This is a genomic window from Methanoregula sp. (genome assembly GCF_028712425.1).
In the GTDB taxonomy this organism is placed as follows: Archaea; Halobacteriota; Methanomicrobia; order Methanomicrobiales; family Methanospirillaceae; genus Methanoregula.
Genome location: NZ_JAQTQD010000008.1, coordinates 26,054 through 52,209, shown reverse-complemented (window position 1 = coordinate 52,209; position 26,156 = coordinate 26,054). Strand labels below are relative to the sequence as shown.

Annotated in this window: 24 protein-coding genes and 1 pseudogene; 11 read left to right on the top strand and 14 right to left on the bottom strand. The window is 52.2% G+C overall.

The features are described from left to right. Positions 1–6: 6 nt before the first annotated feature. Positions 7–2,793 carry a leucine--tRNA ligase gene (gene leuS / locus PHF39_RS06055; RefSeq protein WP_300221613.1) on the bottom strand — a complete coding sequence of 929 codons (2,787 nt, stop codon included), beginning with the start codon at positions 2,791–2,793 and terminating at the stop codon, positions 7–9. Between the two features lie 22 nt (positions 2,794–2,815). Next, complete coding sequence (locus tag PHF39_RS06050; RefSeq protein ID WP_300221610.1) at positions 2,816–4,771, bottom strand: PINc/VapC family ATPase; 1,956 nt, start codon at positions 4,769–4,771, stop codon at positions 2,816–2,818. Positions 4,772–5,140: 369 nt separating this feature from the next. Between PHF39_RS06050 and PHF39_RS06045 the strand changes: the two genes are divergently transcribed. The 6 genes from PHF39_RS06045 (at position 5,141) to PHF39_RS06020 (ending at position 11,868) form a co-directional block, all read left to right on the top strand. Further along, on the top strand, positions 5,141–6,238 hold the full coding sequence (locus PHF39_RS06045; RefSeq protein ID WP_300221607.1) for an AAA family ATPase: 1,098 nt from the start codon (positions 5,141–5,143) through the stop codon (positions 6,236–6,238). Continuing rightward, on the top strand, positions 6,235–6,921 hold the full coding sequence (locus tag PHF39_RS06040; protein WP_300221604.1) for a DUF4276 family protein: 687 nt from the start codon (positions 6,235–6,237) through the stop codon (positions 6,919–6,921). Before PHF39_RS06045 ends, PHF39_RS06040 begins: the two co-directional genes overlap by 4 nt. Before the next feature lie 281 nt (positions 6,922–7,202). Beyond that, positions 7,203–9,203, top strand: coding sequence for an ATP-binding protein (locus tag PHF39_RS06035; protein ID WP_300221601.1), 2,001 nt, complete (start codon positions 7,203–7,205; stop codon positions 9,201–9,203). 1,266 nt (positions 9,204–10,469) lie between these two features. After that, entirely contained in the window at positions 10,470–10,769 is a 300-nt protein-coding gene (locus PHF39_RS06030) for a hypothetical protein (RefSeq protein ID WP_300221598.1), read from the top strand. A 137-nt stretch (positions 10,770–10,906) separates the two neighbouring features. Continuing rightward, complete coding sequence (locus tag PHF39_RS06025; protein ID WP_300221595.1) at positions 10,907–11,443, top strand: winged helix-turn-helix domain-containing protein; 537 nt, start codon at positions 10,907–10,909, stop codon at positions 11,441–11,443. Further along, positions 11,443–11,868 (top strand): hypothetical protein, encoded by a 426-nt coding sequence (locus tag PHF39_RS06020; RefSeq protein ID WP_300221592.1) that lies wholly within the window; start codon positions 11,443–11,445, stop codon positions 11,866–11,868. Before PHF39_RS06025 ends, PHF39_RS06020 begins: the two co-directional genes overlap by 1 nt. A 436-nt stretch (positions 11,869–12,304) precedes the next feature. Here PHF39_RS06020 and PHF39_RS13940 read toward each other — a convergent pair. From PHF39_RS13940 to PHF39_RS05990, 8 genes and pseudogenes are all read right to left on the bottom strand, one after another. Then, positions 12,305–12,466 (bottom strand): annotated as a pseudogene (locus PHF39_RS13940) (type II toxin-antitoxin system mRNA interferase toxin, RelE/StbE family); the annotation flags it as partial. 97 nt (positions 12,467–12,563) lie between these two features. Next, on the bottom strand, positions 12,564–12,752 hold the full coding sequence (locus PHF39_RS13935) for a DUF2683 family protein (protein ID WP_366144189.1): 189 nt from the start codon (positions 12,750–12,752) through the stop codon (positions 12,564–12,566). Positions 12,753–12,919: 167 nt separating this feature from the next. Further along, on the bottom strand, positions 12,920–14,176 hold the full coding sequence (locus PHF39_RS06015) for a PQQ-binding-like beta-propeller repeat protein (RefSeq protein ID WP_300221559.1): 1,257 nt from the start codon (positions 14,174–14,176) through the stop codon (positions 12,920–12,922). A gap of 107 nt (positions 14,177–14,283) precedes the next feature. Further along, entirely contained in the window at positions 14,284–14,574 is a 291-nt protein-coding gene (locus PHF39_RS06010; protein ID WP_300221556.1) for a hypothetical protein, read from the bottom strand. A 160-nt stretch (positions 14,575–14,734) separates the two neighbouring features. Next, positions 14,735–15,844, bottom strand: coding sequence for a hypothetical protein (locus PHF39_RS06005; RefSeq protein WP_300221553.1), 1,110 nt, complete (start codon positions 15,842–15,844; stop codon positions 14,735–14,737). 290 nt (positions 15,845–16,134) lie between these two features. Beyond that, positions 16,135–16,257: a hypothetical protein gene (locus PHF39_RS06000; protein ID WP_300221550.1), complete on the bottom strand. Its 123-nt coding sequence runs from the start codon at positions 16,255–16,257 to the stop codon at positions 16,135–16,137. Between the two features lie 157 nt (positions 16,258–16,414). After that, positions 16,415–16,744, bottom strand: a complete 330-nt coding sequence (locus tag PHF39_RS05995; RefSeq protein ID WP_300221547.1) for a hypothetical protein — start codon at positions 16,742–16,744, stop codon at positions 16,415–16,417. A gap of 144 nt (positions 16,745–16,888) precedes the next feature. Beyond that, positions 16,889–17,407, bottom strand: a complete 519-nt coding sequence (locus PHF39_RS05990) for a hypothetical protein (protein ID WP_300221544.1) — start codon at positions 17,405–17,407, stop codon at positions 16,889–16,891. A gap of 127 nt (positions 17,408–17,534) precedes the next feature. On the opposite strand from PHF39_RS05990, the gene PHF39_RS05985 reads away from it, so the two are divergent. The 4 genes from PHF39_RS05985 to PHF39_RS05970 all read left to right on the top strand — a co-directional run bounded on the left by PHF39_RS05985 (position 17,535) and on the right by PHF39_RS05970 (position 22,230). Then, a complete protein-coding gene (locus PHF39_RS05985; RefSeq protein WP_300221541.1) occupies positions 17,535–19,025 on the top strand; it encodes a DHA2 family efflux MFS transporter permease subunit in 1,491 nt (496 codons plus the stop codon). Between the two features lie 139 nt (positions 19,026–19,164). Beyond that, positions 19,165–20,790, top strand: a complete 1,626-nt coding sequence (locus PHF39_RS05980; RefSeq protein ID WP_300221538.1) for a putative manganese-dependent inorganic diphosphatase — start codon at positions 19,165–19,167, stop codon at positions 20,788–20,790. Positions 20,791–20,870: 80 nt separating this feature from the next. After that, on the top strand, positions 20,871–21,473 hold the full coding sequence (locus tag PHF39_RS05975) for a hypothetical protein (protein WP_300221535.1): 603 nt from the start codon (positions 20,871–20,873) through the stop codon (positions 21,471–21,473). 199 nt (positions 21,474–21,672) lie between these two features. After that, positions 21,673–22,230 (top strand): hypothetical protein, encoded by a 558-nt coding sequence (locus PHF39_RS05970; protein WP_300221533.1) that lies wholly within the window; start codon positions 21,673–21,675, stop codon positions 22,228–22,230. Between the two features lie 152 nt (positions 22,231–22,382). Here the strand turns inward: PHF39_RS05970 and PHF39_RS05965 are convergent, their stop codons facing one another. Further along, positions 22,383–23,183 carry a hypothetical protein gene (locus PHF39_RS05965; protein ID WP_300221530.1) on the bottom strand — a complete coding sequence of 267 codons (801 nt, stop codon included), beginning with the start codon at positions 23,181–23,183 and terminating at the stop codon, positions 22,383–22,385. Between the two features lie 242 nt (positions 23,184–23,425). Here PHF39_RS05965 and PHF39_RS05960 point away from each other — a divergent pair, with 242 nt between their 5' ends. After that, positions 23,426–24,088 (top strand): DUF4013 domain-containing protein, encoded by a 663-nt coding sequence (locus PHF39_RS05960; protein WP_300221527.1) that lies wholly within the window; start codon positions 23,426–23,428, stop codon positions 24,086–24,088. Positions 24,089–24,264: 176 nt separating this feature from the next. On the opposite strand, the gene PHF39_RS05955 is transcribed toward PHF39_RS05960, so the two are convergent. The 3 genes from PHF39_RS05955 to PHF39_RS05945 form a co-directional block, all read right to left on the bottom strand. After that, positions 24,265–24,456: a hypothetical protein gene (locus PHF39_RS05955; RefSeq protein ID WP_300221524.1), complete on the bottom strand. Its 192-nt coding sequence runs from the start codon at positions 24,454–24,456 to the stop codon at positions 24,265–24,267. 94 nt (positions 24,457–24,550) lie between these two features. After that, a complete protein-coding gene (gene hisI / locus PHF39_RS05950; RefSeq protein ID WP_300221521.1) occupies positions 24,551–24,919 on the bottom strand; it encodes a phosphoribosyl-AMP cyclohydrolase in 369 nt (122 codons plus the stop codon). Position 24,920: 1 nt separating this feature from the next. Then, positions 24,921–26,132 (bottom strand): A24 family peptidase C-terminal domain-containing protein, encoded by a 1,212-nt coding sequence (locus PHF39_RS05945; protein WP_300221518.1) that lies wholly within the window; start codon positions 26,130–26,132, stop codon positions 24,921–24,923. Positions 26,133–26,156 lie beyond the last annotated feature (24 nt).

Below are 26,156 nucleotides of genomic sequence, written 5' to 3'. Positions count from 1 at the left end.
AGAGAATTATTCAATAATGATCGCCGGCTTGAACGGCAGCGCCGTGAGTGCCTTGACATGCCCGGCCTCTTCTGCCATGACAACATGGACCGGCACACCGAACTCCTGTTCGAGGAATGCTTTTGCCGCATCGAAGACGGCCTTTTCGTTGATCGGGTCCTGTACGAGCGGCTCGACAACGTACGGGGGCAGGCGGTGGATGAGGGTGGTGCACTGCTTTGCGGTGTCGGTGGTCTCCTTGCCGCGTTTCCGCATGGACTCGTCCTTCATGATCTCCTTGATCACGGTGTTCTTGTCCTCTGCCTTTGCAATCATCCGGAAGATCTGGTGCTTCCATTCGGGAGCAAGGGCTATCGTGATCGCTTTGGGCTGCAGCTGGATCAGCTTCACGATAGACTCGATGTCCTCGACTGTCCGGGCCAAAAGCTCCTCGGCAAGTTCGATCTTCGGGCTTACGAGTTTTTCGTCTGTCACCGGCCACGGGGCAAACGAGATTAAGCCCTCGCCCGCGAGTTCCTTCCAGAGGTGCTCGCCCGTGAACGGGATGAATGGGGCAAGGAGCCGCACCCAGACCGAGCAGAGCTCGTGGAGCTCGCGGCTGCCATCGCAGTCTTTCGGGAGGCGCCTGCGGTACCATTTCAGGTCGGTCTCGATCCCGAAGTATGCTTCCTGCAGGGCCTGCCGGGTCTGGAAGTTCTCAAGTGCACTGGTGGTCTTTGCTATGTGCATCTGGAGCCGGCTCGCGAGCCACCGGTCGATGTCGTGCGGCTCACCGGAAGCGTCCTTGATCTCCATCACGGTGTTGTAGAACCGCTCGATCTGCTTCTTTGTCGAGAGCACGAGCTCGTTTCTCCAGTCAAAGTCCTGCCACGGCTCGGCGCTGCCCATCAAGAACATCCGGACCGTGTCGCCGCCGAATTCCTTCACAGCGTCTTCGAGCAGGAAAACATTGCCTTTCGAGCTTGACATCTTGGCGCCATTCAACAGGCCCATTCCGAAGACGACCATGCCCCTTGGCAGCTTGTCCTTCTGCCCGGCAAAGACCGTGCAGTGGTGGAAGAGCTGGAAGGTGAGGTGGTTACTGATGAGATCCTTTGCCGAGAACCGGAAGTCGTACGGGTACCAGTACAGGAATTCCTTTCGCATGGCGTCGAGTTTCTTCTTCTCTGGCAGGTCTTCGGACTCCTTCCCGAGGAAGATGTAATCAAAGACTTCGGGAGTGAGGAGCTTTGGCTCGATCTCGCGGACCTTGTGGGCGATGGTATAGTACGCCATGTACACGGTCGAGTCCGAGAGCGGCTCGATGAGCTGGTTCGTGTCCCACGGGAACCGGGTCCCGAGGCCGACACGGCGGGTGCAGGCCCAGTCCTTGAGCCACCAGATGGTACGGTCGAACTCGGCCCGGACCTCGGGAGGTACGAGCGCCATGGTGTCAACGTGGTCCTGGACCTCCTGCTTCCATACCTGGTCACCGTATTTTAAGAACCACTGGTCGTGGAGGATCTTCACGCGGACCCGGTTGCCGCACCGGCAGACGACCGGTCTCTGGTCGAATTCGTACATGACGACCGAGTCATACTTCTGCTGCATCAGTTCGGCAACTTCCTCACGGGCAACCCGCACGGGCTTGCCGCCGTATTTGTCGAAGAGTTTCCCCTTGGAAAATTCGGCGGAGTAGATCTCCTGCGTGAGCGCGTCCATCCGGCTGTCCATCTGGTTCTGGATGCCGGCCTTCTCGACAGCATACTGCGCCGGGATCTCCCCGTAGCCCTCGACTTTGATGAGCGGAATGGGTTTGATCTCCGTGTACTGCCCCTTCTGCTGGAGGTCGCGGAGGGCGATATAGTCGAACGGTGCATGGGCGGGGACGCTCATTACCATGCCGGATGCCATATCGGGATCAACGAACGGTGCGGGGAGGATCGGGACCTCGCCGCAGAGCGGGTGGCTGACCGTTTTGCCAACGAGATCGCTTCCCGTGATCTCTCCTGTTATCTCGACCGTGTGGTCCTGCAGCGCGAGCTTTTCGGCTGCCTCTTTCGAGACGATCCATGGCTTTCCGTCGAGCCTGATCTTCGCGTACGTGACGTCAGGGTTGGCCCAGAGGTTCGTGACGCCGTGGATGGTCTCGGGACGGAGGGTTGCGCAGGGGATGAACGCGTCACCGAACCGGAACATGACGAGCGTGAACTTGATCACTTCGGCCTTGTCGCCTTCCATGAGATCGTGATCGCCGACCGGGTTCTCGTCAACGGTGCAGTACCGGACCGGGTGGGCGCCCTTCATCACGTGGCCTGCATCGTACAGGTGCTTCCACTGCCACTCGATAAATTTCGAGTACGTCGGATCCACCGTGATGAACCGGCGCCGCCAGTCAATCGAGAGGCCGCAGGCGGTCATGACCCGCTGGTACTCGTCCGCGAAGTGCCTGACAATGGTCAGCGGGTCGGTGAACTGGTCGAGGATGTTCTGCGGCACGCGGTACAGGTCGCGGTACAGCCGGATGGTCTTCTCGTCCTTGTTTGCAATCCGTTTGGAGATGCCCACCACGGGCGCTCCCGTGACGTGGAACGCCATCGGGAAGAGCACCTGTTTCTGCCGCATGCGCCAGAAGCGTGCGATAACGTCCGGCACGATGTACGTCCGGCCGTGCCCCACGTGCATGGCGCCGCTCGGGTACGGAAAGGCTACGTTCAGGTAATATTTTTCCAGTGCTGACGGGTTGGACTCAAAGGCATGGGTCCACTGTTCGTGTGCCTCTTCTTCAAAGGCGGAAAGATTGAACTGGCTCACTCTATGCACCTGCTCCCGGTGGTTATACCGGCCTCAGCTTGATGACCTCGTTGTTTGTATGGCGCCGGAGCATTTCCTGCGCAATGCTTGAATTCCTGGCAAGGTTGATCTCGCCCTGCTCGTTGACGGTGGCAGTGAAAAGATACTCTTTCCCGGCAAAGACGTCCACGATTTTGCCGCTTTCGGACGGGGCAATGATCGTGAGCTGCTTCTTGTCGGTCTGGATCTTTATCCCGCCGCCGAGGTTGTACTCCTCATCGCTCTTCTGCGCCTGCACCTGCTGGCGTTCGAAGTCGGACCGGGGCTTGATGTCGATCCCGATGCCGAGCTTGTTCACGATGGCCGAGACGTTCTTGCCGCCCTTGCCGATGGCAGCAGGCACGTCCTTGTCATCGATATACACGACAGCTTTTGTGTCGCTCATCATCTGGACGTCCACAAAACCGTCGGTGTAGCGCCCGATCTCACGCTGGATCTCCTTCTCGGAGAGTTTCCAGCCGGGCCTGTCGTCGGTCTCTTTCCGGGCGGGTTCGGGAGCGGGGGCTGGTTTTGCAGCGGGAGCCGGGATAGCCGGCTGGGCTGCAAACTGAACCGGTGCCGGTGCGGGCTTTGCAGCAGGGGCGTTCCGCCCCGCCATCACCGGCATCACGATGGTCTCGCCATCGTACCGGAAGATGTCGAGCACGAGTTCGCCCGTTTCGTGGTCGGTGACCGTGGTCACGGGCCGGATGTGCACCTCGTCTCCCATGCCTTCGGGGACCTTGATGGTGAACCCGACATCGTAGACCCGCGTAATGACACCCTGTTTCACGAAGACGATCGTGTTGACGATCTGCGAGAGGACCGAGAAGTCCACGCGGTTACTGAAGCGCTGGACCGCGTCCTGCACGCCGTTTGCGTGGATGACCCCGATCATGCCGAGGCCCGCAAGGCGCATGTCCGCGTAGGTGGCAAAGTCCTCGGTGTTCCGGAGCTCGTCGAAGATGACGAAGTCGGGGCGGACCAGCATCAGGATGTCGGCCGTTGCCTGCATGGAGCCGTCGAGCATCGTGTATTGCGTGATCTGGTCGGGCACCTGGAGCTCGCGGGGAGCCTCCATGGTCTTGACAACAAAGCCGCTGTCAGAGAGATAGGTCGCAAGGCTCTGGGCGAGCGTGGTCTTGCCGCCACCCGGAGCCCCGATAATGAGCATGCCCCGCTTCTCGTTCGTGATCCGTTTCGTGATGATGTCGGACTTGGTGTAGTCCTTTAACGCCACGTCAACGATCGGGCGGACGGCGGTTATCTCCATACCGTCCGAGAATGGCCTTCGCGCAATCGCGATCCGCATGGAGCCGATCTGCACAACCGTGATGCCCCGCTTCTCGATCTCGATAAAGCCGTCGGGATCGCGCTTGGCCCGCTCGAGAATCTCCTGCGCAAGCATGCGGAGCTCGTACTCGCTAGTCGGGGCGTCGCGGATCTTCACGAGTTTCATATCATTGATGGAGCCCTTCTTGGCCATCGGGCTGATCCGTTCTTTCAAGAACACCGCGATGGTGTGCTCGTCAAAGAACTGGTCGATGCCGAGCGGGACAAAATCGGTTACCTGCGGTTTTAAGTAAATGACATCGAGCCCCTTTGCCCGGGCAACCTCGGCCTGGACATTGTCGCTTGTTATGAACCGCGCCTTGTTCTCAATCGCGATGCTCCGGATCATCGCGTCGATCTCGCCGCCGCTTGCAAGTTTCACCTGCTCAAGCGAAGGCCGCACACCGGAGAATTTCAGTTCAATTGTTTTCTCTTCTGCCAGCTTGCACAGCGACTGGAGCTCGCCGAGCCCCGAGAACCCGATCTCGCGCCCGTTGTTTGCCTGGGCCTCGAGTTCCGCCACCACGGCTTCCGGCACGATTATTGTTGCACCCTTGTATTCACCGGCCTGTATCATCGAAGTGATGCGCCCGTCGATAAGGACGCTCGTATCTGGTACTAAAATCATATGATATCCTCTTGTATGGTCTTCTATGGTATGCTATCATATTCGCATCAGGAATGCGCAGCACGCATCCCGGCTCTTTCCTGCATCCCACACCTATCGGAGCGGACGCACAGCTATTCAACGATGGGATATCGTTGATGGTGTACTGTATGTTACCAACAAGATTATAAATGATAGTGGAATGCGACGGGAGTGGTGCAGTGCCGAAGGTGTGAGGGGGCTGCTGCAGAATGTGTTTGCTAGGAATTCGTGGTGTGAGATAGGGTCATTATCGTACAACATTTACATTGAATGTGCCTTCTTGTTCGAATAGATAACGATACTGCTTTATGATTTCGACAAGTAATTTAGTATTATTAACGGTTGATTATGACTCTCTCAAAAATCGAGATTAAAGGGTACAAATCAATACAAGCTCTTGACTTAGATCTCAATTCACTCAACGTACTCATTGGTGCCAATGGATCAGGTAAAACGAATTTTATCTCTATTTTTAAATTTCTTAATCAGCTTACAGAAGAAAATCTGAATCTTCACGTAAAAAAATCTGGAGGTGCAGATTCATTTCTGTATTATGGCCAAAAACATACTCCCCTTTTGGAAATTACTTTGAATTTTGGGGCGAATTTGTATCAATGTAGATTAGCTCCCACGAGAAACGATTCATTTATTTTCGAAACGGAGGAAGTTGCATTTCATAATAAGAGCATATACGACAATCCACTTTGGCGCTCATTGGGTACCGGGCATCAAGAGACGTTATTAAAAAGGCCCTCTTTGGATGTAAGCCCGAAGAGAATCTCCAATTATGTTCTTTCGTATCTGAAAAGTTGGAGAGTATATCATTTCCATGATACAAGTGATACGGCTCCCGTAAAACGGCAGGGAGACATTAATGATAATATTTATTTAAGATCTGATGCTGCAAATCTTGCAGCGTATCTTTATCGATTAAAGAAAACACACCCCGATCATTACCAGAAAATCCGTGATACAATTCAGCTGGTTGCTCCATTCTTTGATGACTTTATTCTTCGACCAATGCCGGAAAATGAGAAGAAGATTCAACTTGAATGGCGGGAAAAGGGATCAGATTATCCTTTCCTCGCATATCATTTGTCAGATGGGACATTACGGTTCATTTGTCTCACAACATTACTCCTCCAGCCGATACCTCCATCAACGATTATTGTTGATGAACCAGAACTTGGGTTGCATCCCTATGCGATAAACACCTTGGCATCTCTGATAAAGAGCGCCGCTACGAGAACACAGATTATTATATCAACCCAATCTGTTCCTTTGGTCAATCAGTTTAAACTAGGAGACCTACTTGTTGTTAATCGCCGGAATCAAGCAACCATCATTGAACGACTCCAACCCGAAGAATTTGCATCTTGGCTTGAGGATTACTCGGTAGGAGAACTGTGGGAGAAGAATATTATCGGGGGGAGACCCTCCCAATGACTTCTGAAATAAGGATAAATATTGTTACCGAAGGTCAAACTGAAGAGACCTTTGCTAATACCCTCCTTGTCGATCACCTCCAGCAATTCAAAATTTTTGATGTTCGCGCTCATAGTATTACAACAAGTTATTGCAAAGGCAGGCCCTATCGAGGAGGTTTTTGCAAGTATGATCACTTAAAAAAAGATGTGGTACGATGGCTCCGGCAGGATACAACAGCATATGTTACGACTATGGTCGATCTTTATGCATTACCTAGTGATTTCCCTAACAGAGTGAAATTCATTCACAATCCAGATCCATATTCAAAAGTTGAGATGGCTGAAGAAGAATTAGCAAAGGATATTAACAATCCCCAATTTATTCCAAACATACAACTACATGAATTTGAAGCAGCCCTTTTCAGTAATGTCGAACAAATTCATAGGTCAATGATCGCTTCGGGCAGTACAGCTTCTCATCTTCGTAGGTTACAGGCAATACGCTCGGGATTTCCCACGCCAGAATATATCAATGACAATCCCACCACTGCCCCGTCGAAACGGATTCTTCAGATCTATCCCTCTTTTCAGAAGCCAACCGATGGAATTATAATTGCAAAAAATATTGGAATTGGCACAATGCGGAAAGAGTGTGCTCATTTCGATAAATGGTTAAAAAAGTTAGAATCGCTTTCACAATAATTCTCAATCAAGGCAAATTAACGTCTGATTAAAAGCGAGTTATATCTGATAGGATTACCCACTTCCTCAAGCAGCAATTCACCCGTACGTTGAAGAGGTTAAGAGGGATCATGATCTGCAGGTGATTTCGGGTCGGCAGATTGAGAGGTTGTGTGAGGGACTGATAGCAAGGGCGTTTGAGAGGAAGCAAAAGGCATAATCAAAATATCTTCCACTTTCTCCCTGCGCACGCTCAAGATTATTTTATGTAAATTTTTAAGTTATACTGCGTTGAATTGAACATGATGTCCAATACCTTTTTAAAAACAGATCTAGAAGGGAAAATTAACAATCTCTCTCATTTTAAAACCGAAGCATTGTTCCCTGTCTTCGAAGCAATTGTAAACTCCATTCACGCAATTGAAGAACGAAATTCATCAAAACGTGGAGAAATTACAGTCCGGATTATCCGGGAGAGAAGTGTTCAAGCATCTTTTGATGAAAATCCTGGCGATAAAAAAGAAGTTAGTGTTATAAAAAATTTTGAAATCGAAGACAATGGAATAGGTTTCGATAAGAAAAATTTTGATTCATTTTGTACCGCAGATAGCACATATAAAATTAGTAAAGGCGGGAAAGGTGTTGGCCGGTTTTATTGGCTCAAAGCTTTCGACAGAGTCGAGATATTTAGTGTCTACGAAGATGAAAAGATCAAAAAAGAGCGTCGTATTAAATTCACTAAAAAAGGAGGGATCGATGAAGCATTCAATGATACTGTCGATTCAAAAACACCCCAAAAGACCGTTGTCAAATTAATAGGTTTTAAGGAAGAGTACCGGAAACAACCCAGTGCGTACAAAACAACTCAAAAAATTGCTCAACGCATCTTGGAACATTGCCTGTCTTATTATATCGGAGGGATCGCTCCTAAAATCGTTGTGAATGATAATGATGAGAATTTCTATCTTGACGATGAATTCAAGAATATTCAACCGGATATTACACAAGAAAATGCGACAATATCAGGAAAAGAATTTCAAATTTCACATATCAAATTGTATCAAACATACAACAAGATGCATAATATTGTATTTTGTGCTGATTTTCGGGACGTGGTGGCGTATCCCATCCAGCAGTATTTGGGAACTTCAGCCCAGTTTGATGGTGAAGATGAGAAGTTCATTTATGTAGCTTATGTGTCAAGTCCATATCTTGATTCACATGTGACAAGTAATCGCACGGGATTTGATCTGCCCGATGACGGGAATCTCCACAGTTTTTTTGATGATGATATCATCTCTATCACGACCATCAAGAATGGAATTCTTGAACGTTCGAAAGTTTTTTTATCAGATTATCTTGAGTCATTGTACTCCCGAAAAACAGAGCTCGTTTCCGATTTCGTCGCAACCAAGAATCCAACGTTAAGGGCGGTTGTAAAATATTGCCCTGAAGCCCTAGATGAAATCGAGCTAAACAATTCAGATGAGAAGTTGCATGAGATTCTCTGCAAATATAAAGGAAAGGCAGAGTTAACGATAAAAAAGGATACTGAGAATCTCCTGAAATCTCAGGGAAAGAGTTTGGAGGAAATAAAAGAGAAATATCCGGATCTCGTTGGTAAAATTGAGGAGTTTAGTAAGGATCAATTGGCAGGCTGCGTTTTATACCGTAAGATGATAATTGATCTTTTGGAGAAAAAACTCCAGCTGGATGGTGAAGGAAAATATCACAATGAGTCAGTTATCCACGATATCATCTTTCCAAGAAAAACCAATACTGACGAATTGACTTACGAAGATCACAATTTATGGATAGTCGATGAAAACTTGACATTTCATCAATTTGCATCTTCTGATCCTGAACTGAAAAAAATTTCATCATCTGATAGTTCAAAACGTCCTGATGTTATCATATTTTCAGAAAAGGATGATGATAATGTTGCAAGAGCGGTATCAATTATTGAATTTAAAAAACCGCAACGCCCCTCATTTGACAAGGATCCAGTAGGACAAATGTATGATATTGTCCGAGATATTAGAGGGCAGAAAGTCAAACTACCTAATGGAAGAGATTTGTTGACAAATGGATCAACGAAATTTTATTGTTATGCTATTTGTGATATCAACCAAGAAATTAGGAAATATGCAGAAAATGCAAGATACTCAACGTTGAAAGATAATCTAGGATATTATTTCTACAATGATCTCCTGAATGCTCATACAGAAATTTTAGCCTTTGACAAAATAATCATTGATGTGAAAAAGCGTCATAAAATATTCTTTGAAAAATTAGGTCTCTAAATTTTTCATCTAATTCATCCCCACATCCATCAGTATTTGCCCCTATCTTTCACCTATCGAAGCTTTTCCCAAATCCCCCCTATGTATTGGTGCCCACTTGGCCTCGTCGCAAAACTTTGTTTTATTCAAGTTGGTTTTTACCTATATTTTTACCTATATACTAGTGCAGATCCGGCCTCTTCAAAAGTGTCCGTGACCGGTCTGTGCCCAAATAAATCTCAACCTCTTTTCCCGTCGGAGCCCTGCATCATAAAATAGATTCAATCCCTCTAAAACCAATCTCCCCTATACTCGCCCCGTTTTCAGATCCGGGCTCATTTTGAAAAACCGCTTTTCTGGAAATCGCATTTTATCGCGAATTACGACACACCATTTTCAAAATATCCGATAATTGAGGATATTTTCCCCGGATGGGGCTGATATCACGCTCCAAAAATGGCCTAATTGGTGCCTTTTGGATGAGCGACTACTGCCGGAACGGCAGTAGGAGCTAGAGAAGAAGGCCGGGAAGGCCTTCTTCGAACTGCCGATCGCCATTTTTTCCTGGCAGGAGCACATGAAACGAACCGGGAGGGGGGTTTGATCCGAGCCCCTCCGTCGGAGTGGTGTCGGGGCTCCGTCGGTGTCGGCCTGTTATGTGGAGGACTAACTCGCCGAAAAGGAGGATAAAAGCACTCCTGCACCGTGCTTCTCCGTCGTGAAAAGCGGGACGCTCATAGACGCTTTTGGACGACGGATTGCCCCTTCCCCAGCCCCTTTGCCCGTGCCAGGGCGACTTTCTTTGTACAAAAGCGCCTAAAGAGACACGCGATCCGGGCGGGATTTGGATTTATTTTGGCGATAATGGATTGAAATGGCGTTTTCCTGAGATTAAGGACATGCAAAAACGCGAATGAGACATGTTCCGGGCCCCGGAAAGGGCGATCCGGGGCTGAAATGGGGCCGGAATCACCGTGCCCTCAATTGCAGGAGACTTGGGCCAGATTCAGCACACCAGCCACTCCCGCTCTGCTACAGGAGTTTGCCCGTGATGTACAAGATGGGAACAGTTCCGCGTGAACGAGGAAGCAGGCCGCGAGATAGCGGGAGTGTGCGGGAGGTTGATGCAGCAGGCGTTTGTCGGGGAGCTATTGATAGAGAATGCTTGATGGAGACTTCTCCAAATCCTTTTTTTACGTATGCAATTAATTTGAATAGCAATATTTGAAATTTTTTTGCAAGTACAAAAATATTACCTTTATATCATTCTGAACTATAATAATAATCATGTCCTGTGATTGCACGGATATGGAGGTCCACATTCTCAATATTTTATACCGTGACAAATGTTTCAAATCCAATGCGGGATATCACAGTGAAAAACTTAAGAAAATATTGCGGAAGAAATACCCTCAGGATTTTGAAGAAGCAATTTTACATTTAAAGAATCAGGGAATTGTTGCAGCAGTAAAAAAAGACGAACCAAAATTCTACATTTTAGAGAAAAGCAAGACGTACACTGTTCTGATAAAACATAAGTATCGTATCGCCCCTCTTGGTGGTGGCAGAACTTTTCATCTCGAATAATGTTGCCGTTACTGTTAACTTTTTTTAACAACACTTTTATACCTTGTATACGAACATCATGGAAGAAATTTGTGAATGCTTGAAATTGTCGATTACTCTGTGAAGACATAAGAAAGCATCCTGAAAATGTGATTATAATGAAAAAGCCGTTTGAGGGTTTATTTGGGGATACCTGCGAGACACGGCTCCTGCAGTTCCTGTTGCCTATGTATGGGATTGAATTTGACATGAAAGAGCTGAAAGATGAAGTCAAGCTCACAAGGCAGTCAATCTCAAAAGCAATGAAAAAATTCTCAGATCGTGGCATGGTAAAAATACGGAAGGATGGCCGGACTTGGCTTTATTCGATCAATGAGGAATCATCACTGATACAACGCCTTGAAGATTTCGACAACTCGCTCATTGAATCTGTAATCGGGGAAGAAGAATTCAAAGAGATCCTCAAGGCGCATGAAAAGCGGATGCGGGTAGAAGCGACAGAGCGGCAAAAGAATGGAGCAGATAAGATAATCCTTCATCGGAATGAAGAAAGAGAACCAACCTCCCTTGAATGGCCCGGATCGTATGGCTCACAATATCAGTGGGAAGATGCGAAGGCAAAGACAGAAAACGAGATTGCAAAGCCTTATGAATTGAATGTTTATCCCCGAATTCCCATCGGAAGTGGTGCATAATGACAGCAAAACGAGAGAGTTTCTTTAAGAAGGAATTGGTTAAGGAAATTCGTGAAGTTGCCCGGCTCATGAAAACAACCAAAGATCCTGAGAAAAAGATCTACTATTTCTCGGGAGCTTATGGTATTACCAGCCGCACTTTCCGGTATTCATTCTCGCGGGATGTACTTCTTGCCGATTTCGTCCTTAACACCAGTTATCATTTACTCATGCAACGCTTGAAAATGTTGAAAAGTGGGGATAAGACTGTTGCGCTCGATGACAAAATTTTCAATGAACTCCACAAAGGCTTACTGATGCTCGCAGATGCATTCGAGGAAGAAATGCCAAAGACTCAGGAAGCACTTGAACAGATCCTGACAGCCGCATACATATCAAGCGGTCCTGGAAACTATCTGCGAGAGAAAGGCACAGTCATAATTTAATTTCTTTTTATGTTCCATTCTGCCAAGAATCACTCTCTAAAAAATCGCACCATGAAACCCACCAATCCGGCCCCTCTGCGGGCTCCGTTTCCCCCCTCCGGTATCCCGTGGAGGATAAATACTTCAGATCGGGGGACGAATCCCCCCACCCAACGCCATTTCCCGTCGTGAAAAAGCGGGACGCTCATAGACGCTTTTGGACGACGGATTGCCCCTTCCCCAGCCCTTTTGCTCGTGCCAGGGCGACTTTCTTTGTACAAAAGCGCCTAAAGAGACACGCGATCCGGGCGGGATTTGGATTTATTTTGGCGATAATGGATTGAAATGGCGTTTTCCTGAGATTAAGGACATGCATAAACGCGAATGAGACATGTTCCGGGTGCCGGAAAGGGCGATCCGGGGCTGAAATGGGGCCGGATGGGATCAGCCTATATCTTCAATAGACATTATCGTGGTGAGTATACGCCACGAGTGTGATCAATTCCTTCTTTCGTTCAAATTTATATATCAGGACATAATGGCCGATATGCAAACGCCGTAAACCCTGCATGGGGTGACGAAGTGGTTTTTCAATCTCCGGGTTATCCCCGATTTCTCTTGAGTTTTTTTCACAAGCTGTGCAAACCGGGTGGCATCTTTCGTTCCCATTTTTCTTAAGATAATCTCAACATCTGGAGTCGCGACTATGGTGCAGGTCATTCCGGGATGGCCTCAATAAAAGCATCCATCGATTCGTATGTCTTCCCGTTCCCTTTTTTGATATCCGCCTGCGCTTTCTTCACACTCCTGATGAATTCCGGTTTGATCGCCGATTCCGGAGGATAGACATTCTCATCGATCTTTTCTTCGATGCGTTCGAGACGGGCAACAATGTCGGATAGCAGTTGCTCGACCTTCCGGTCCGGAAGACAGGGGGAAGATTCAAAGACTCCTTCATGAGTCTGCGGAAGTGAATTGTTCCGAATTTTTATTCAGGCTGCCTTTTTTCTTCTTCGCGGTTTTTTCTTTCTCGCGATAATTCATTGCTGTCTCCCCATTTTCTTCTGTGAACTCAATATGTTTTTGTGCATGATTTCCTGGTCCGCAATAATATTCCTCCTCCCACGAGTCCGATCACTGCGATAACGAGACTTATGGCAGCAGCCTGTGACCGTGTCGGTGCAACAGATGTGTTCACGTTCGGTTCCTGCGCTCTTGTCACAACCGGCATAACCGGGACCGTGTCCAACACAATCTCCCTTGCGTTCCCTCGGCCATCGAACAGCGTGAATGTATTGTTGTATGTCCCGGCTGCAACCACATCTCCATAATCGGATATCGACAGGCTTTCCGTCCAGTCTTTCATCGCGTACTGCCAGAGTGCGGTACCATCATGGTCAAGATAATACAGGGTCTGCCGCGTTGTCGCAACGATCCTCGAACCATCTTTGGATGCCCTGACATGGCCGGCATAATCCGGGACAGGATATTCCCAGACCAGCGATCCCGACCGGTTGAAGTTCACGACCTGGTACTGGGTCCCTGCAAGGATATACTGCCCGTCACCAGAGACCGCGACACTCCGTGCGATATACTTCGTCGTGATATTCCACAGTTCTCTTCCATGACCGCTGAATGCCGTCAGCTCTCCCGGTTCTGCGGCTGCGATCGTATTAGCGTTATCGGAAACCGCGACAAGCGGGACACGCCACGGGTTCGGGCGTATCTTCTGCCACCGGATTCCATCATCATCAATTGCAACAACAGAATTGCGCCCCTGTATTCCGCCGGAGTTGACAACGGCCACGCGACCATCCGCTGAAAGAGCGTAACTCGTCGGCGCAGGAATGGGCAGGCGGGAAAGGACCGATCCGTTGCCGGAGAAATGGAATACCGTGTTCCCGGTAAAATCGCGTGTAGGGCTGCGGGAAAAGACATAGCCCTCCTGCCCGTCACCGGATAATGCGACCTGGCTGTTGCATCCAAACCCGGAAATGTTCCAGAGAAAGCGGCCCTTGTCATCGAAGTAATACAGATCTCCGGAGAATGTGGTGGCTGCGATGAACCGGCCATCATCGGATGTGGCGATGCCGGTGACCGGATCGCTGATCCGGTAACTCCACCGGGGCGATCCATCGGGTGTAAACGATCCGATCATTCCGTTTACGCCTCCAACAGCGATGGTGTTCCCGTTACCGGATACATCCGTCTTTACGGAATCTCCACTTAACGCCATGCTGAAGATATCGCAGGATTGTGAAGAAATGGCTGATGCGAAGGGGATGAGACTGAACAGGACTATCGCAAGGATCAGGATTTTAGTCTTCATGAGACTCTCCTTTGCTGATTCAGGATTATGGGAAATCGGAAGGATTCCATTCCATCACGGCAGCTGACCGACAGGGCGATCCTTCACAGTCAATAAAGGAAATCCCCTCAATACACGTCATCGCTGCTCCCGCACCGGTCAACAAGAAAATGACCGACAACAACAATCGCCGGGATAAGTACCCCCACAAGGGGGACAATCCCGAACATAACCGTACCTCCGGTATTCATCTGGATTGTGACCGAAGAATCCAGAAAGAGAAAACCGAAAAACGCCACGGATACCAGGGCGACATGCATCAGTTTCTCCGGGCGCTGGATCAGGATGAATGCCAGGATGGCCGGGATGAGTGCCCTGATACAAAGGACAATCCCTGCCGGAAGACCCGCGACTCTCATACCGAAAAAAATGGCTTCCCAGTTGATAACGAATACGAAAAAAAAGATTGCCGAATTCACCAGGAAGAGCCCAAGGAGACAAACGCGAAACGCCGGTTCCAGATACGTTCTCACGTCTTCTCTTTTCATCGAGGGTGCTCTCCCTTGTTCCGGCACAGGATCACGCCTGCTTCCTGATCCTGCACACTATTCCGCATCCCGCAACAATCCCGCATATCGCAACAACCAGGCCCAGGCTCCCCTTCTGCGTAGTGGGCTCCGGGACTCCCGGCATGCCGGGCGCCGTTGTCGGTGTATCATAGGGTCTTGTCCCGGTCAGGGGCAGGATTGTGATCTCCCTTACAACCGTGCTGTTGGGAACAATGTTCCCGTCAGGGCCCACAACAAAAATCCGTATTGCATTCCTGGTTATCCCCTCGCGCACAACAGGTGCTGTGCCCTGCAGCGTGACCACAACACGCTCTTCGTTCAGGTCACCCGGGTAGGAGAGTTCGAATCCGCTCAGGCTCAGCATCGCGCCGGGTGGGACCGGTCGCGTGTTCTCAATACCGTCAAGGACAAGGGAGTAGGACCAGTGCGGGTTCTCAAGTCCCGTGGTGAGGACAAGGTTGTGGTCGTAAGGAAATGTCTCTTTCCCGCCCATGGGGAGATGGACGGTGGCAGTGATGGTCACGGGCGTTCCGGATTGGACCGGTCCGCTGGGATGAACGCGGATCTCCTCTTCCAGCGTGAAACTCTCCTGCCGGACAATGGCTGGAGTTCCGGGTTTTACGAGCAGTACCGAAGTTGTGCCATAGGATGAATTTGCGAGATGATTCCGGTCGTGCGGCCCGTTCACGGCGTAGATGGTGTACGTACCGGGGGCAAGGGTGGTCGTTTTCGTGTCCCATGCATAGGTCCAGCGACCATCCGTACCCACGGCCGCCGCTGCAAACGTGAAGGGATCGCCTTCGATAACTTCTGCGGCTGGCGGGTAAGCGCTCTGGATCTGCGATCCGTTGACCTTCAGGTTGGGCCCGGTGAGAAAGAGATACGTTGTCCCGGACATGGTGTTGGTACCGGCAAAGGTGATCGTATCGCCCTGGTGATAGCGGAAGTCCGGATCATTCCCTGCTGTTGGGGGATTGAGGGGGATTATCGTTACCGCCCCGGCAATGCCGGGCTGCACCCCGCCCATGGCCAGGGGCTCGCCAGCGGGTTGCAGGAATCCGGATACTGTGCCGAAACTGGAAAAAAGGAGGAGTGTCACGAGCAGCGGGGTCAGTCTCATAATAAAATATATGAGCGTTTTCTATTTATGCATTACATAATTTTCCTGCAATGAAAAAGCCACAACGGGGTGTTTTGAAATGAACACTGTCATGCGAGAACCCGGTGCCGGAAAGCAGTTGTCCTGAGAATGCATGATATCACGCTGCCCGCTCATTCCACAGGAATTGATCTTTTGCCTTTCCTGTCAAATGCATTCTTCGTGTTCTTCGGATCTTTCTCCGAAAAAGGGTGGCCGGGCCAAAGCCCAAAAAGCCAGTCTCTTAACTGAATTCCATTAAGGAGCACTGCCTACAGGTAGGGTGCCACAGCGGTGAAGTAGATCACGAGCGTTGCCAGCAGGGCAACGATTGTAAGAAAGATCATGAACTTCACCAGGTTCGCCATTGCATCGCTGGATTTCACGTCACTCATAACAAGACCTCCCTCACGCGTCCGCGTGATAGTTTCCTCTTGGACGATGGGACGATAAACCTTGCGTGCAGGAAGAGAGCTGGAAAGGAAAGAAATGCCGGCAAGGAAAGACCGGAACGTATTGGAGCACAAAAAAGCCGGCATGCCCCCTCTCCGGTTACTTGTGGATGGCAGGCGGATTATTGAGCACAGGCTCAAAGGCCTTGTTCATGTCCTTGACGTAACTGGTGTTTGAGAGCCCGAGCAGGTCCATGGTATCGTTGAAGAATCCAACGAGCGCCCGGCTGCAGGAATTCAGCCACCCGACCATCTCCACCATGGACTCCTGCGAGCCGGGCAGGGCGGCGCCCATCGGGGGTACTTCAAGGCTCAGGTTCTGCGCCTGAACGAGCATCTCGTCCCCGGACGGGTCCGCTGCCTGCACGGGAGTGAGGAAAAGAATGGTTGCAACAACAAAAACAATCAGGATGAGAGGGCGGCGGTTCATGGAGGATCACATCGGGGTTCTGGTAAATCTCTGTCGGCGCAGCAGACGAAAAAGATTCTGAAATGTCCCCGGGCGCTGGCCGCTCCCGGATAACGGGCACTGTCCAGCGGGCAAGGCTCGTTTGCGGTGACAGTCCGGAGACCCTCATGACGGTTTCTTTGCATCAAAGAGCCGCTCGGCCGGGCAGCCCATTTCCCGCTGTCGGCAGTACCGGCAGGCGAGGACTCCCCGGACAAACGCATTGCCGGCAAATCCGAGCAGGAGGAGGACGATGACGGAGAGCAGGATTGTCCAGGAAAACTCCTGTGCAAGGAGGGCAATCCCCGCAATGAACGGGACCAGGAATACGAGGAAATCCGGCACAATATCCTTCCAGGAGAGCGCCATCTGAGAGAACCGCTCCGGGTTTCCTTTCCGGAAGAAGAGTGCGCTGAGGCGGCCCTTGCCAAAGGCACAGGTCCTGCCGAAGTAATAACAGTCCCGGCAATGCCCGCTCACGAGCCGGAGTTCGAGCGCAAAGACAAAGAGGAGATAGAGCAGGGCCCAGGAAAGCCCGATCCGGGAGAGGACGAATGCGCCGGTCGCCCATGTCAGGACCGGCACGAGGTTTGAGACGATCACGGTGGAGACGGGATAGTTTTCATGGCATACCGGTTCCTTCATGCCGGAAACGGTGTGTTGCAGATATGATAAACGCTCCGGAACAGTTCCGAAAGCCACCCGCTCTTTTTTTCTGCACTCCGGCAACGGTTCCGCAACCCTCATGTAGCAGCACCGACAACTCCAACAAATGGATAATCCGGTCACCGGCACCGCGAAGAAACAGGGTTTTGCCCTCCTTGTCTTCTCCATCTCGCTTGCCATGTTCATGACAAGCCTTGACGGCACGATCGTCAACATTGCGCTCCCGACACTCTCCGAATCGTTCAATGTCTCGACCAGCACCGTCTCGTGGGTTGCAACCTCCTACCTCCTCGTCCTGGTCGGCTGCGTGCTCGTCTTCGGGAAAGTCTCCGACACGCTCGGGTACAAACGGCTCTTCCTCTCCGGGTTTGTCATCTTCACCATCGGCTCGTTCTTCTGCGGTTTCCTGCCCGAGTTCATTGCCGGTTTCCCCTCGCTCATCGCGTCGCGGATGTTCCAGGCCGTGGGTGCCGCGATGCTCATGTCGGTTGCCGCTGCGATGATCTCTACGTTTGTCTCAGCTGACCAGAAAGGGAAAGCGATGAGTATCATCATGATGATTGCAGCGCTCGGCACGGCGCTTGGCCCCACCATTGGCGGCCTCCTCACGCAATACCTTTCGTGGCACTGGATCTTCTTCATCAACATCCCGGTCGGCATTGTCGCGATCCTCCTTGGGGCAAAAGTGATCCCCGCAAGCTGCCCGGTGCAGCACGAGGGAGGGTTCGACCGGCTGGGGTCCGTGCTCGCCTTCATCGCGCTTGCTTCGCTGGTCTTCGTTGTCTCAGAAGGTCCTGTCTTCGGCTGGACATCACCGGTCATCCTTGGCATGGCCGTTTTGATGGCAGTCTCGCTGGGATGGTTTGTGAAAAACGAGCTCTCTGCACAAGACCCGGTCCTCGACATTCGGCTCTTTAAAAAGAGGAATTTTGTGATCGCGAACCTGATCCTCATCCTTGTCTTCTTCAGCCTCTCCGGGATCAACTACCTCCTGCCATTCTACCTGAAGTATGTCCGCAGCTACGACACCTCCACAGCCGGGCTGATCATGACAGCCCTCTCCTTTGCGATGATGGTGGCGGGCCTTATTGCAGGCGTGAGCTACAACCGCGTGGGCGCGCGCCGGCTCTGCATCCTTGCAAGCCTTCCCCTCGTCCTCGGGTATCTCCTGATGACGATGCTGCGGACGTACACACCCACGGGCTTTGTTATTATCGCCCTTGCCCTGATCGGGTTCGGGCTCGGTCTGATCGTCAGCCCGATCACCACGATGATCATGATGTCGGTCTCCAAGTCAAAGGCGGGGATGCTCTCAAGCCTGACAAGCCTTGAGCGGACCGGCCCGATGTGTATCGGCATTGCGACCTACAATGCGCTCCTGATCCTCGGTATCATCCTGATCGCGAAGAGGCATGAGATCACCATGGAAGCGCCCGCCACCATCAAGATGGAGGTACTCTCCGTCGGTTTTGACATTGCCTTCATGCTCTCCCTGATTCTCGGGATTGTCATCCTCGTCCTCTCCATTGCGGTAAAAGAAGAGGTCCACCCGGACTATGCTGCCGAGGAAAAGGTCCTGGTCAGGAATAGGGAGTAAGGAGTGCCGGGAACGGCGGCCGGTATATATCCTCTTTTTTTCCAGTACCACGGGTCCCTTTCGCAACCCGCCCCGTACCTTAAGACCCGGGAGCGCCCATTACTGCCTGAAATCCCGGCCCGCCGGGGGTGCATCATCCATGACCCCTATCTGCATATTCGGCCACCAGAAGCCTGATTCGGACAGCATAGCAAGTGTCATCGGCTACGCGGAGTTTTTAAACCGCGATTTTCCCGGCCGTGCCATCCCGGCCCGGTGCGGGGAATTCGACCCGGAATCGCGGTGGATGCTCCGGCGTTTCGGTGTCGCAGGACCCGTCCTTGTCGAGTCGGTCGAGCCAAGGCTCTCCGATATCACCTACAAGCCGGTCTTCTCGCTTCACGAGGACGTCCCGACCATTGACGTTGCAGCCCTGATGGCAAAGGAAGGGATCCGCAATGTTGTTATCACGGACAAGGCGGGAAGGCCGGTCGGGATGATCGGCGAACACGCCCTTGCCGGTGCCTACCTGCGGAAGATCCATATCTCGGAACTGACCGTCACGCCCATTCCCGTGGAAACGCTTGCCCGGATCTTAAGCGCAGAGATCCGTGTGGCGGCGAGGAAGATCCTTGAAGGACGGGTCTACATTGCAATCGACGCCCTGCACGTCACCCTCGCGAAGATGACGAAAAACGATATCGCGGTGGTGGGCGATGATGAGCCTGCCCAGCTGGCCTTCATCTCGGCAGGTATTGCGTGCCTGATCATTGCTGAAGGCGCTCCCGTGGGCGACCGCGTCCTCTCCGAGGCAAAGAAACGCAGTGTCTCTGTCCTTTCCACTGACCTCGACGCATTCGGTGTCGGCAAGATGATCAACCTCACGCTGCCGGCCCGTGAGGTGATGGAGACTGAGGTGCCGGTCCTCAGGTTCGATGACACGCTCGCACGGGCGCGGAAGGTGGTCTCATCCTCGAAATTCCGGGCTGCCTGTGTTGTCGCCAAAGAGGGGACGCTCGCCGGTGTCCTGACCCGGACAACCCTGCTTGACGATGTGCGGAAGCCCGTTATCCTTCTTGACCACAACGAGGCATCGCAGGCCGTGGAAGGGATCGGGGAAGCGGAGATCATTGAGATCATCGACCACCACCGGCTCGGGACAATCACGACATTAAAGCCGATCCGGTTCCTCAACGATCCCGTTGGTTCGACCTCAACGATCATCGCAATGAAGTTCCGCGACTCCGGCCGCCCCCCGACAAAAGCCGTGGCAGGAATTCTCCTCTGTGGTGTCCTCTCTGACACGCTCGGGCTGCGCATGTCCACCACTACAGCGACCGACCGCGATGCAGTGGAATACCTCGCGAAGGTTTCCAGCGAAGACCCGGGCGCACTGGGTATCGAACTGCTGGAGCAGGGGATGGACCTTTCGGGAGTGTCCCTTGCCACAATCCTCTCGCGGGATACCAAGGTGTTCGACCTCTCCGGCCAGAAGGTGATCATATCGCAGGTGATGGTGCCGTCGTTCTCATGGAACACGGTGCGGGCGGAGGAGATCCAAAAAGAGCTCCTGGCACTGCAGGAGAAGAGCGGGGCCGACATTGTCTTTGCCCTCTTCACGAGCGTCATGGACAACGCGAGTGACTGTTATGGTGCGGGGGATCCTGATCTGCTCACCGCGATCTTTGGAAGGCCCCTGCCGGTCCACCTCGATGGCGTGATGTCACGGAAGAAGGACTTCCTCCCGTGGCTGGGGGAGACGCTCCGTACTTTTGCGGAGAAATGATCTCTTCCAAAATAGTTGTCGTGTTGGCCTGTTGGTTTGAAACCAATTGTTTTTATTAACTTTAAATTTATATTTTCTTTATGTTTATGGATCCAATCTCGCTCCTCCTCATCGCGCTCTTTGTTGCCTTTGCCATTGCGGGACCGTGGCTGGCGCTGAGGGGCATGAGAAAACTGGCAGACCCGGTGTCGGTGTACCTTCCGGTCCTTGTTGCAGTCATTGTCCTGATCATCACCTGCGGGCTTTCAGTCAGTGGAATGCTGTCCGGTGCCGGAGTCCTTGCCGGGACCCTGACCGTCTTTTCCATCATGTTCCTCCTCGTAACTCTGGCAGTTGTCACCCCATACTGCTGGTTTAAAAAACCGGGCATACAAGGGGACAACTGGCTTTCCCTCTCTCTTCTTGCGTTCATCGGAAATTTCATGACCTATTTTACTATCCTGGACGGTGTGAGGCCGGACCGACCGCTTCCGTTCTTCGGCTCACGGTTTCCCGGTTCAGGGAACCTGATCGACCTGATCGTATCAGGATCCGGGTTTGGGGAGATAGTCTATACGGTCCATTCACCCGTTTACATTGTCTTCATGATGGCATCGCTCTGGCTTGATGTGCTTTTTATCTCCGCCGTCTACTTTGGGCTGCTCAGTGTGCTTCCGGTGCCGACGGAGTTACCGAAGAAATAATACGACTTTTGTCGGAAGATGAGCAGGAAGTGAAAATTCTTTCATACTCTTTTCATGATGGAATCACCGTGCAGAGAGTAAAACGCGAATACTGCGAGGGCCCTTATCGCGGGAGTTCTCTGGACGACCTGAAAAGATGGGTGCATTTTTCAACTTTGCAGAGAAACATTCCAGCCGCAACAAAGGAAGTTGGGAAGCTATGACACTGAAGACACTCGCATTTATGTTTGTCATCGCGGGTATGCTGATTGCCGCCGGCTGTTCAGCCCCGGCGGCTCTCCCCGCTGCAACCGGCACACCTGCTGGAGAAAAAGTCCTCCCCATGTCGGGAAACGTTACCCTCGGGTCCGGGAACAAGACGATTAACGCCTTCATCCACAGCATCGAACTTGATGCAAAAGCAGAGAACGAGACCGGCCGGACCGTGACGATCTATGTGGCTGCCAAAAATACCGGGACGGAACCGGTGATGTTTGTCTGGTTCTCGAAGCTGACGGACGCAAACGGGAACTCCTATGGCGGGATCAATGTCTCGCACAAGGGAAGCGGCGCCCGCACGGCATGGATCACTCCCGGGGATACGGAAGCCGCCCGCGATTATATCGACCGGCTGACAAACCAGGACCTTGGTGTCCTCTCCAAGGGTGCGGTGCTGGACGTGTACTTCTTCGAGAAGTCCGGGCCCGATGGCACAATCGGCGCAGAACCGGATTATCACGTTGCCTGGACCATTGAGCCGGGTGCAATCCTCGGGTAATCCAGCCCGAAACTACACGATCTTCCGGCAGGGCGTCACCGCCCTCACTTTTTTTTTCTTGCGTATTCGATCTTGACGAACGTATCTGTTTTTCTCTTGCCAGTACGGAAATTCTCCCCTGCGGAGAGACTCCGCTTTCTTGAGACCCCGCTTTAAGGTTTCCGTACAAAAACCATCTCGACAGAGTCGAATCGTTCCATCTCGGCGGTTTTCAGCGGGACATAGAGTGCGAAGATTGCCGGGGTGTCAAGCGTGAGACTACGGTCTGCCCGGATCTGCGCAACGACAACACCTTTTGACCGCACATTGAATCCGATCGCGTATTCTGCCGGGAGGGCGTTTCTTCCCATGATGGTGGCATTGATCAGGACGAAGTTCCATGTCGGGGTGGATACCGTCCCGGAACAGGCAGGCCCCCCCAGCGTTGCCGGTTCGATGTAATCGGTGATCTTCCGCCCGGCCTCGACCGTAGTAACGTTTGTCACGGCATTTGTCCCAATGAACCTGAAGATCTCTTCTTCCGAGTAGGCAACGAGTGTACCGTGGCGGCCGGAAATACCGTACGCGGGATTACCGGCAGCTTCAGGGAAGAACTTCTCCATGCCGCAGTCGGGAAGGTCTGCATTGAAGTATTCCTTCTGGAATTGCAGGATAATTATCCGTGGATCGCCGGTTGCGCCATAGGTCGGGACAACCCATGTCTGCGTTGCTGCAGGGGTACGGGCAGCCTCCGGGCCGGATGTGACAACCGCGGCCGTTTCCGCTGGTGGCAGCGTGGGTGCGGGAGGCGTCACCAGCACGGTTTCTGGTACAGTGACATCCGGGACAGCAGTTGCTGCTATGACAGGTCTCCCTCCGTCACTGGATCCGGATATGCAGCCTGCTGACAGGAGGAGCAGGGCCAGGAACAGGACACACGACAGGCCAGCGCTGCCGGTAACGGGTTTTCGCATGGATCTATGGTAATGCCGGGACCGTGTTAAGCCTGATCCTTTCCGTGCAGCGCTTCCGTTGATCGCACATGGTGTGGGGGATCCGTTGTTCGCGCATCCAGCGCAATCCGCAGAAACGCGGGGAATCCGACCAAAACGCATTTTAACAAATGCGTTTTCAAAACGGGCTTTCCCGCATGCTTTAATATTTGTTCGCCGAATATAGTGGGAACCGGTCATACGGTAACAGGTGAAACACAACAATGGATTACGCAAACATGCTCGGCGACTCCTTTGCTTATGCAAAGAACGCCATTGTCGGCAAGTGGAAACAGTACCTGCTGTTCCTGATCGCAACGCTCCTCTTAACGATCCCCCTGCTGGGATACTGCCTGAAGGTATTCCGCGGCGAGAAGCCGGCACCCGATGTTGATGGGTGGGGTACCCTGATCGTCGATGGTATCAAGTACGCCATCATCAGCATCATCTGGGCAATCCCCTGCATTCTCATCGCCTTCTTCGTGATCGGGGCCGGCGTTTCAGCCTACGTCATGAACCCTGCGGCACTGATGGAGATCATCGGCGGCGTACTCATCGGCATCGTTGTGCTCCTGGTCGTGGCCATCATCACCGGGCTCCTTGCAACGATCGGGATCATCCGGTTCGCACGGACCGGCAGCATGGGCGAGGCGTTCAACTTCAGCGCCATTCTCGGTACCATCGGCAAGATCGGGTGGGCCAGCTACATCATTGCAATGATTGTCATCACGGTTGTCGAACTGATCTTTTTCGGCGTTATCGAGTGCCTCAACTTCATCATCAGCCCGTACCTGGGCCTGATCCTCGAGTTCCTGCTCATGGCACCCTTAACGCTCCTGATGTCCCGCTACTTATGCCAGGTCTACGACTCGGCAGATTCCATGTAAGGGAATTTCATTCCTGAATCTTTTTTTCGCACATCCGGATTGTGCCGGGTGCAGGACGAGCCGCTGTTCTGCTGTGCCTGCGGTACGGTGTCCCGGGAGAAGTGTATTCACGCATTGCAGGTATCGCTCCCCTTCGTGTGCATTGTGATAATCCGGGGCACCGGATCATGCTTTCCTCAGCACCTGATCAGGTACAGTATCCCGAGATTGGCTAAGGCGAGACCGCAGATTAAGAAAAATTTCAGGTAGATCCAGTCCTCAAAAAACGGGACGGTAAAGACAACCACCAGCAGGACGGCAAGCAGGATAGTGGCTGCGGTAACAATCTTTCCGAAGCGGGAGACATCCTGGTGATGGCGCCGGGTCACAGATTTCGTTTCTGTGCCCGGAACTTATGAGCATTGTGCCGGATAGCTGCCCGTGTGCCAAAAAAATAATGTGAGATGATGGCGGGCAGGGAGGTCAGTGCCCGGGCTTTTTGTAGACTTTTTCGGGGTCGAAGACCTTTGTCCCGACAACATTCCCGTCAAGCGTACGGTAGAAGCAGGTACGGTATCCCGTGTGGCAGGCAGCGCCGGTCTGTTCCACCTCGTAGATGAGGCAGTCCTCGTCGCAGTCGGCAAGGATGCGGAGCACTTTCTGGAAGTGGCCGCTCTCTTCGCCCTTCTTCCAGAGTTTCTTGCGGCTCCTGCTGTAATAGTGCGCAAAGCCGGTCTCCTGCGTGAGGCGGACTGCCTCATCGTTTGCATAGGCCATCATCAGGACGTCGCGGCTCTGTGCATCCTGCACGATGACCGGGATCAGCCCGTCGGTAAATTTCAGGGAAAGCATATCAGATTCCTCCGGTGAGTATTCTCATCAGGGCATAGAGGAAGTCGCCGAAGATGACTGCAGTGACAAACCCTGCCGCGATGGGGATGATGAACGGGACAGCATAGGAGATCCAGACCGTCCCGGCCTTCTTATAGATGGCAAGTTCGTGTGTAAATTCCTGCGGGTGCTCGCGGAGGTCCTTTGTGTAGACCCGGCCTTCTCCTTTGTACATCCGTTTCACGGCATCGAAGAACCCGATGAACTTACGGTTGACCTTCCCGTCCTTCTCCTCGAAATCCTCCATGACAAAGCCCCACTCCTTCTGGATCTCGTCGCCCTTTACCGGGAACCCGAAGAAGAGGTACATGAGGGGAGCCCGGTTGCCCCGCAGAACATTGATAAGGAAGATGCCTACGGGTGCAGCGAGGTTCAGGATGAGGGCATTGATCAGTACCGAGAAGGCAAGGAAGCCGAGCGGTGAGCTGCCGAGAATCGGGGTGAACGGGAAAAGCGGAACACAGAATGCGATGAAGATGAGCGCCCAGGCATCAGCGCCGCCAAAGAGGTGCATCCGGCCAAAGATATAGAAAACCCCGGCAAAGACGGTGATGAGCAGCAGGGCGATGGCTGACGACCCCCAGCCGCCCGGGCCAACGATCATCATAGCCGAAACAATGGCAAAGATGAGGATGATAAGAACGAAATACCAGCGGCCGAGCATCTCGCTCATGTCCGGCCCGCGGGGCACCTGTCCTCTCTTTCCCTTCCGGCGGGGCCTGGGCCATCCCTTATATTCCATCCAGGTTACATACCCGAGGACCCCGGCGAACATCGCGTACCAGGGCAGGATCAGGAACGAAACGGACGGTGTGAGAACGAACCAGGAGAGGGCCGGGAGCACAAGGACCGGAACAAAATACCAGAAGATCTTCTCATTTGCATAATAGCCTGCCAGGCCGCGTGAGTCCGTGCGTCCCCGGTTGTCGAGGTAGTCTGCGTACAGAAAGCTTGTAACAAGGGCAAGGTAGCCTGCAAGAAGGCTCGCGTTAGCGGTTTTCTGCCAGAGGAGCGCAGCCGTACAGGCAACGCCGATCGCAAGCATGGGAAGCCAGGTGATGAACGGCACGCGACGGTCTCGGATGTCAAGCAGGGATGCATAGATCAAAGTGGCGAGGACGGCGACAGCCGAGACCACCATCGGCAGGAAGAACTCCATAATCCGGTGTACCATCGTTTTTTTGACCACTTATGCATA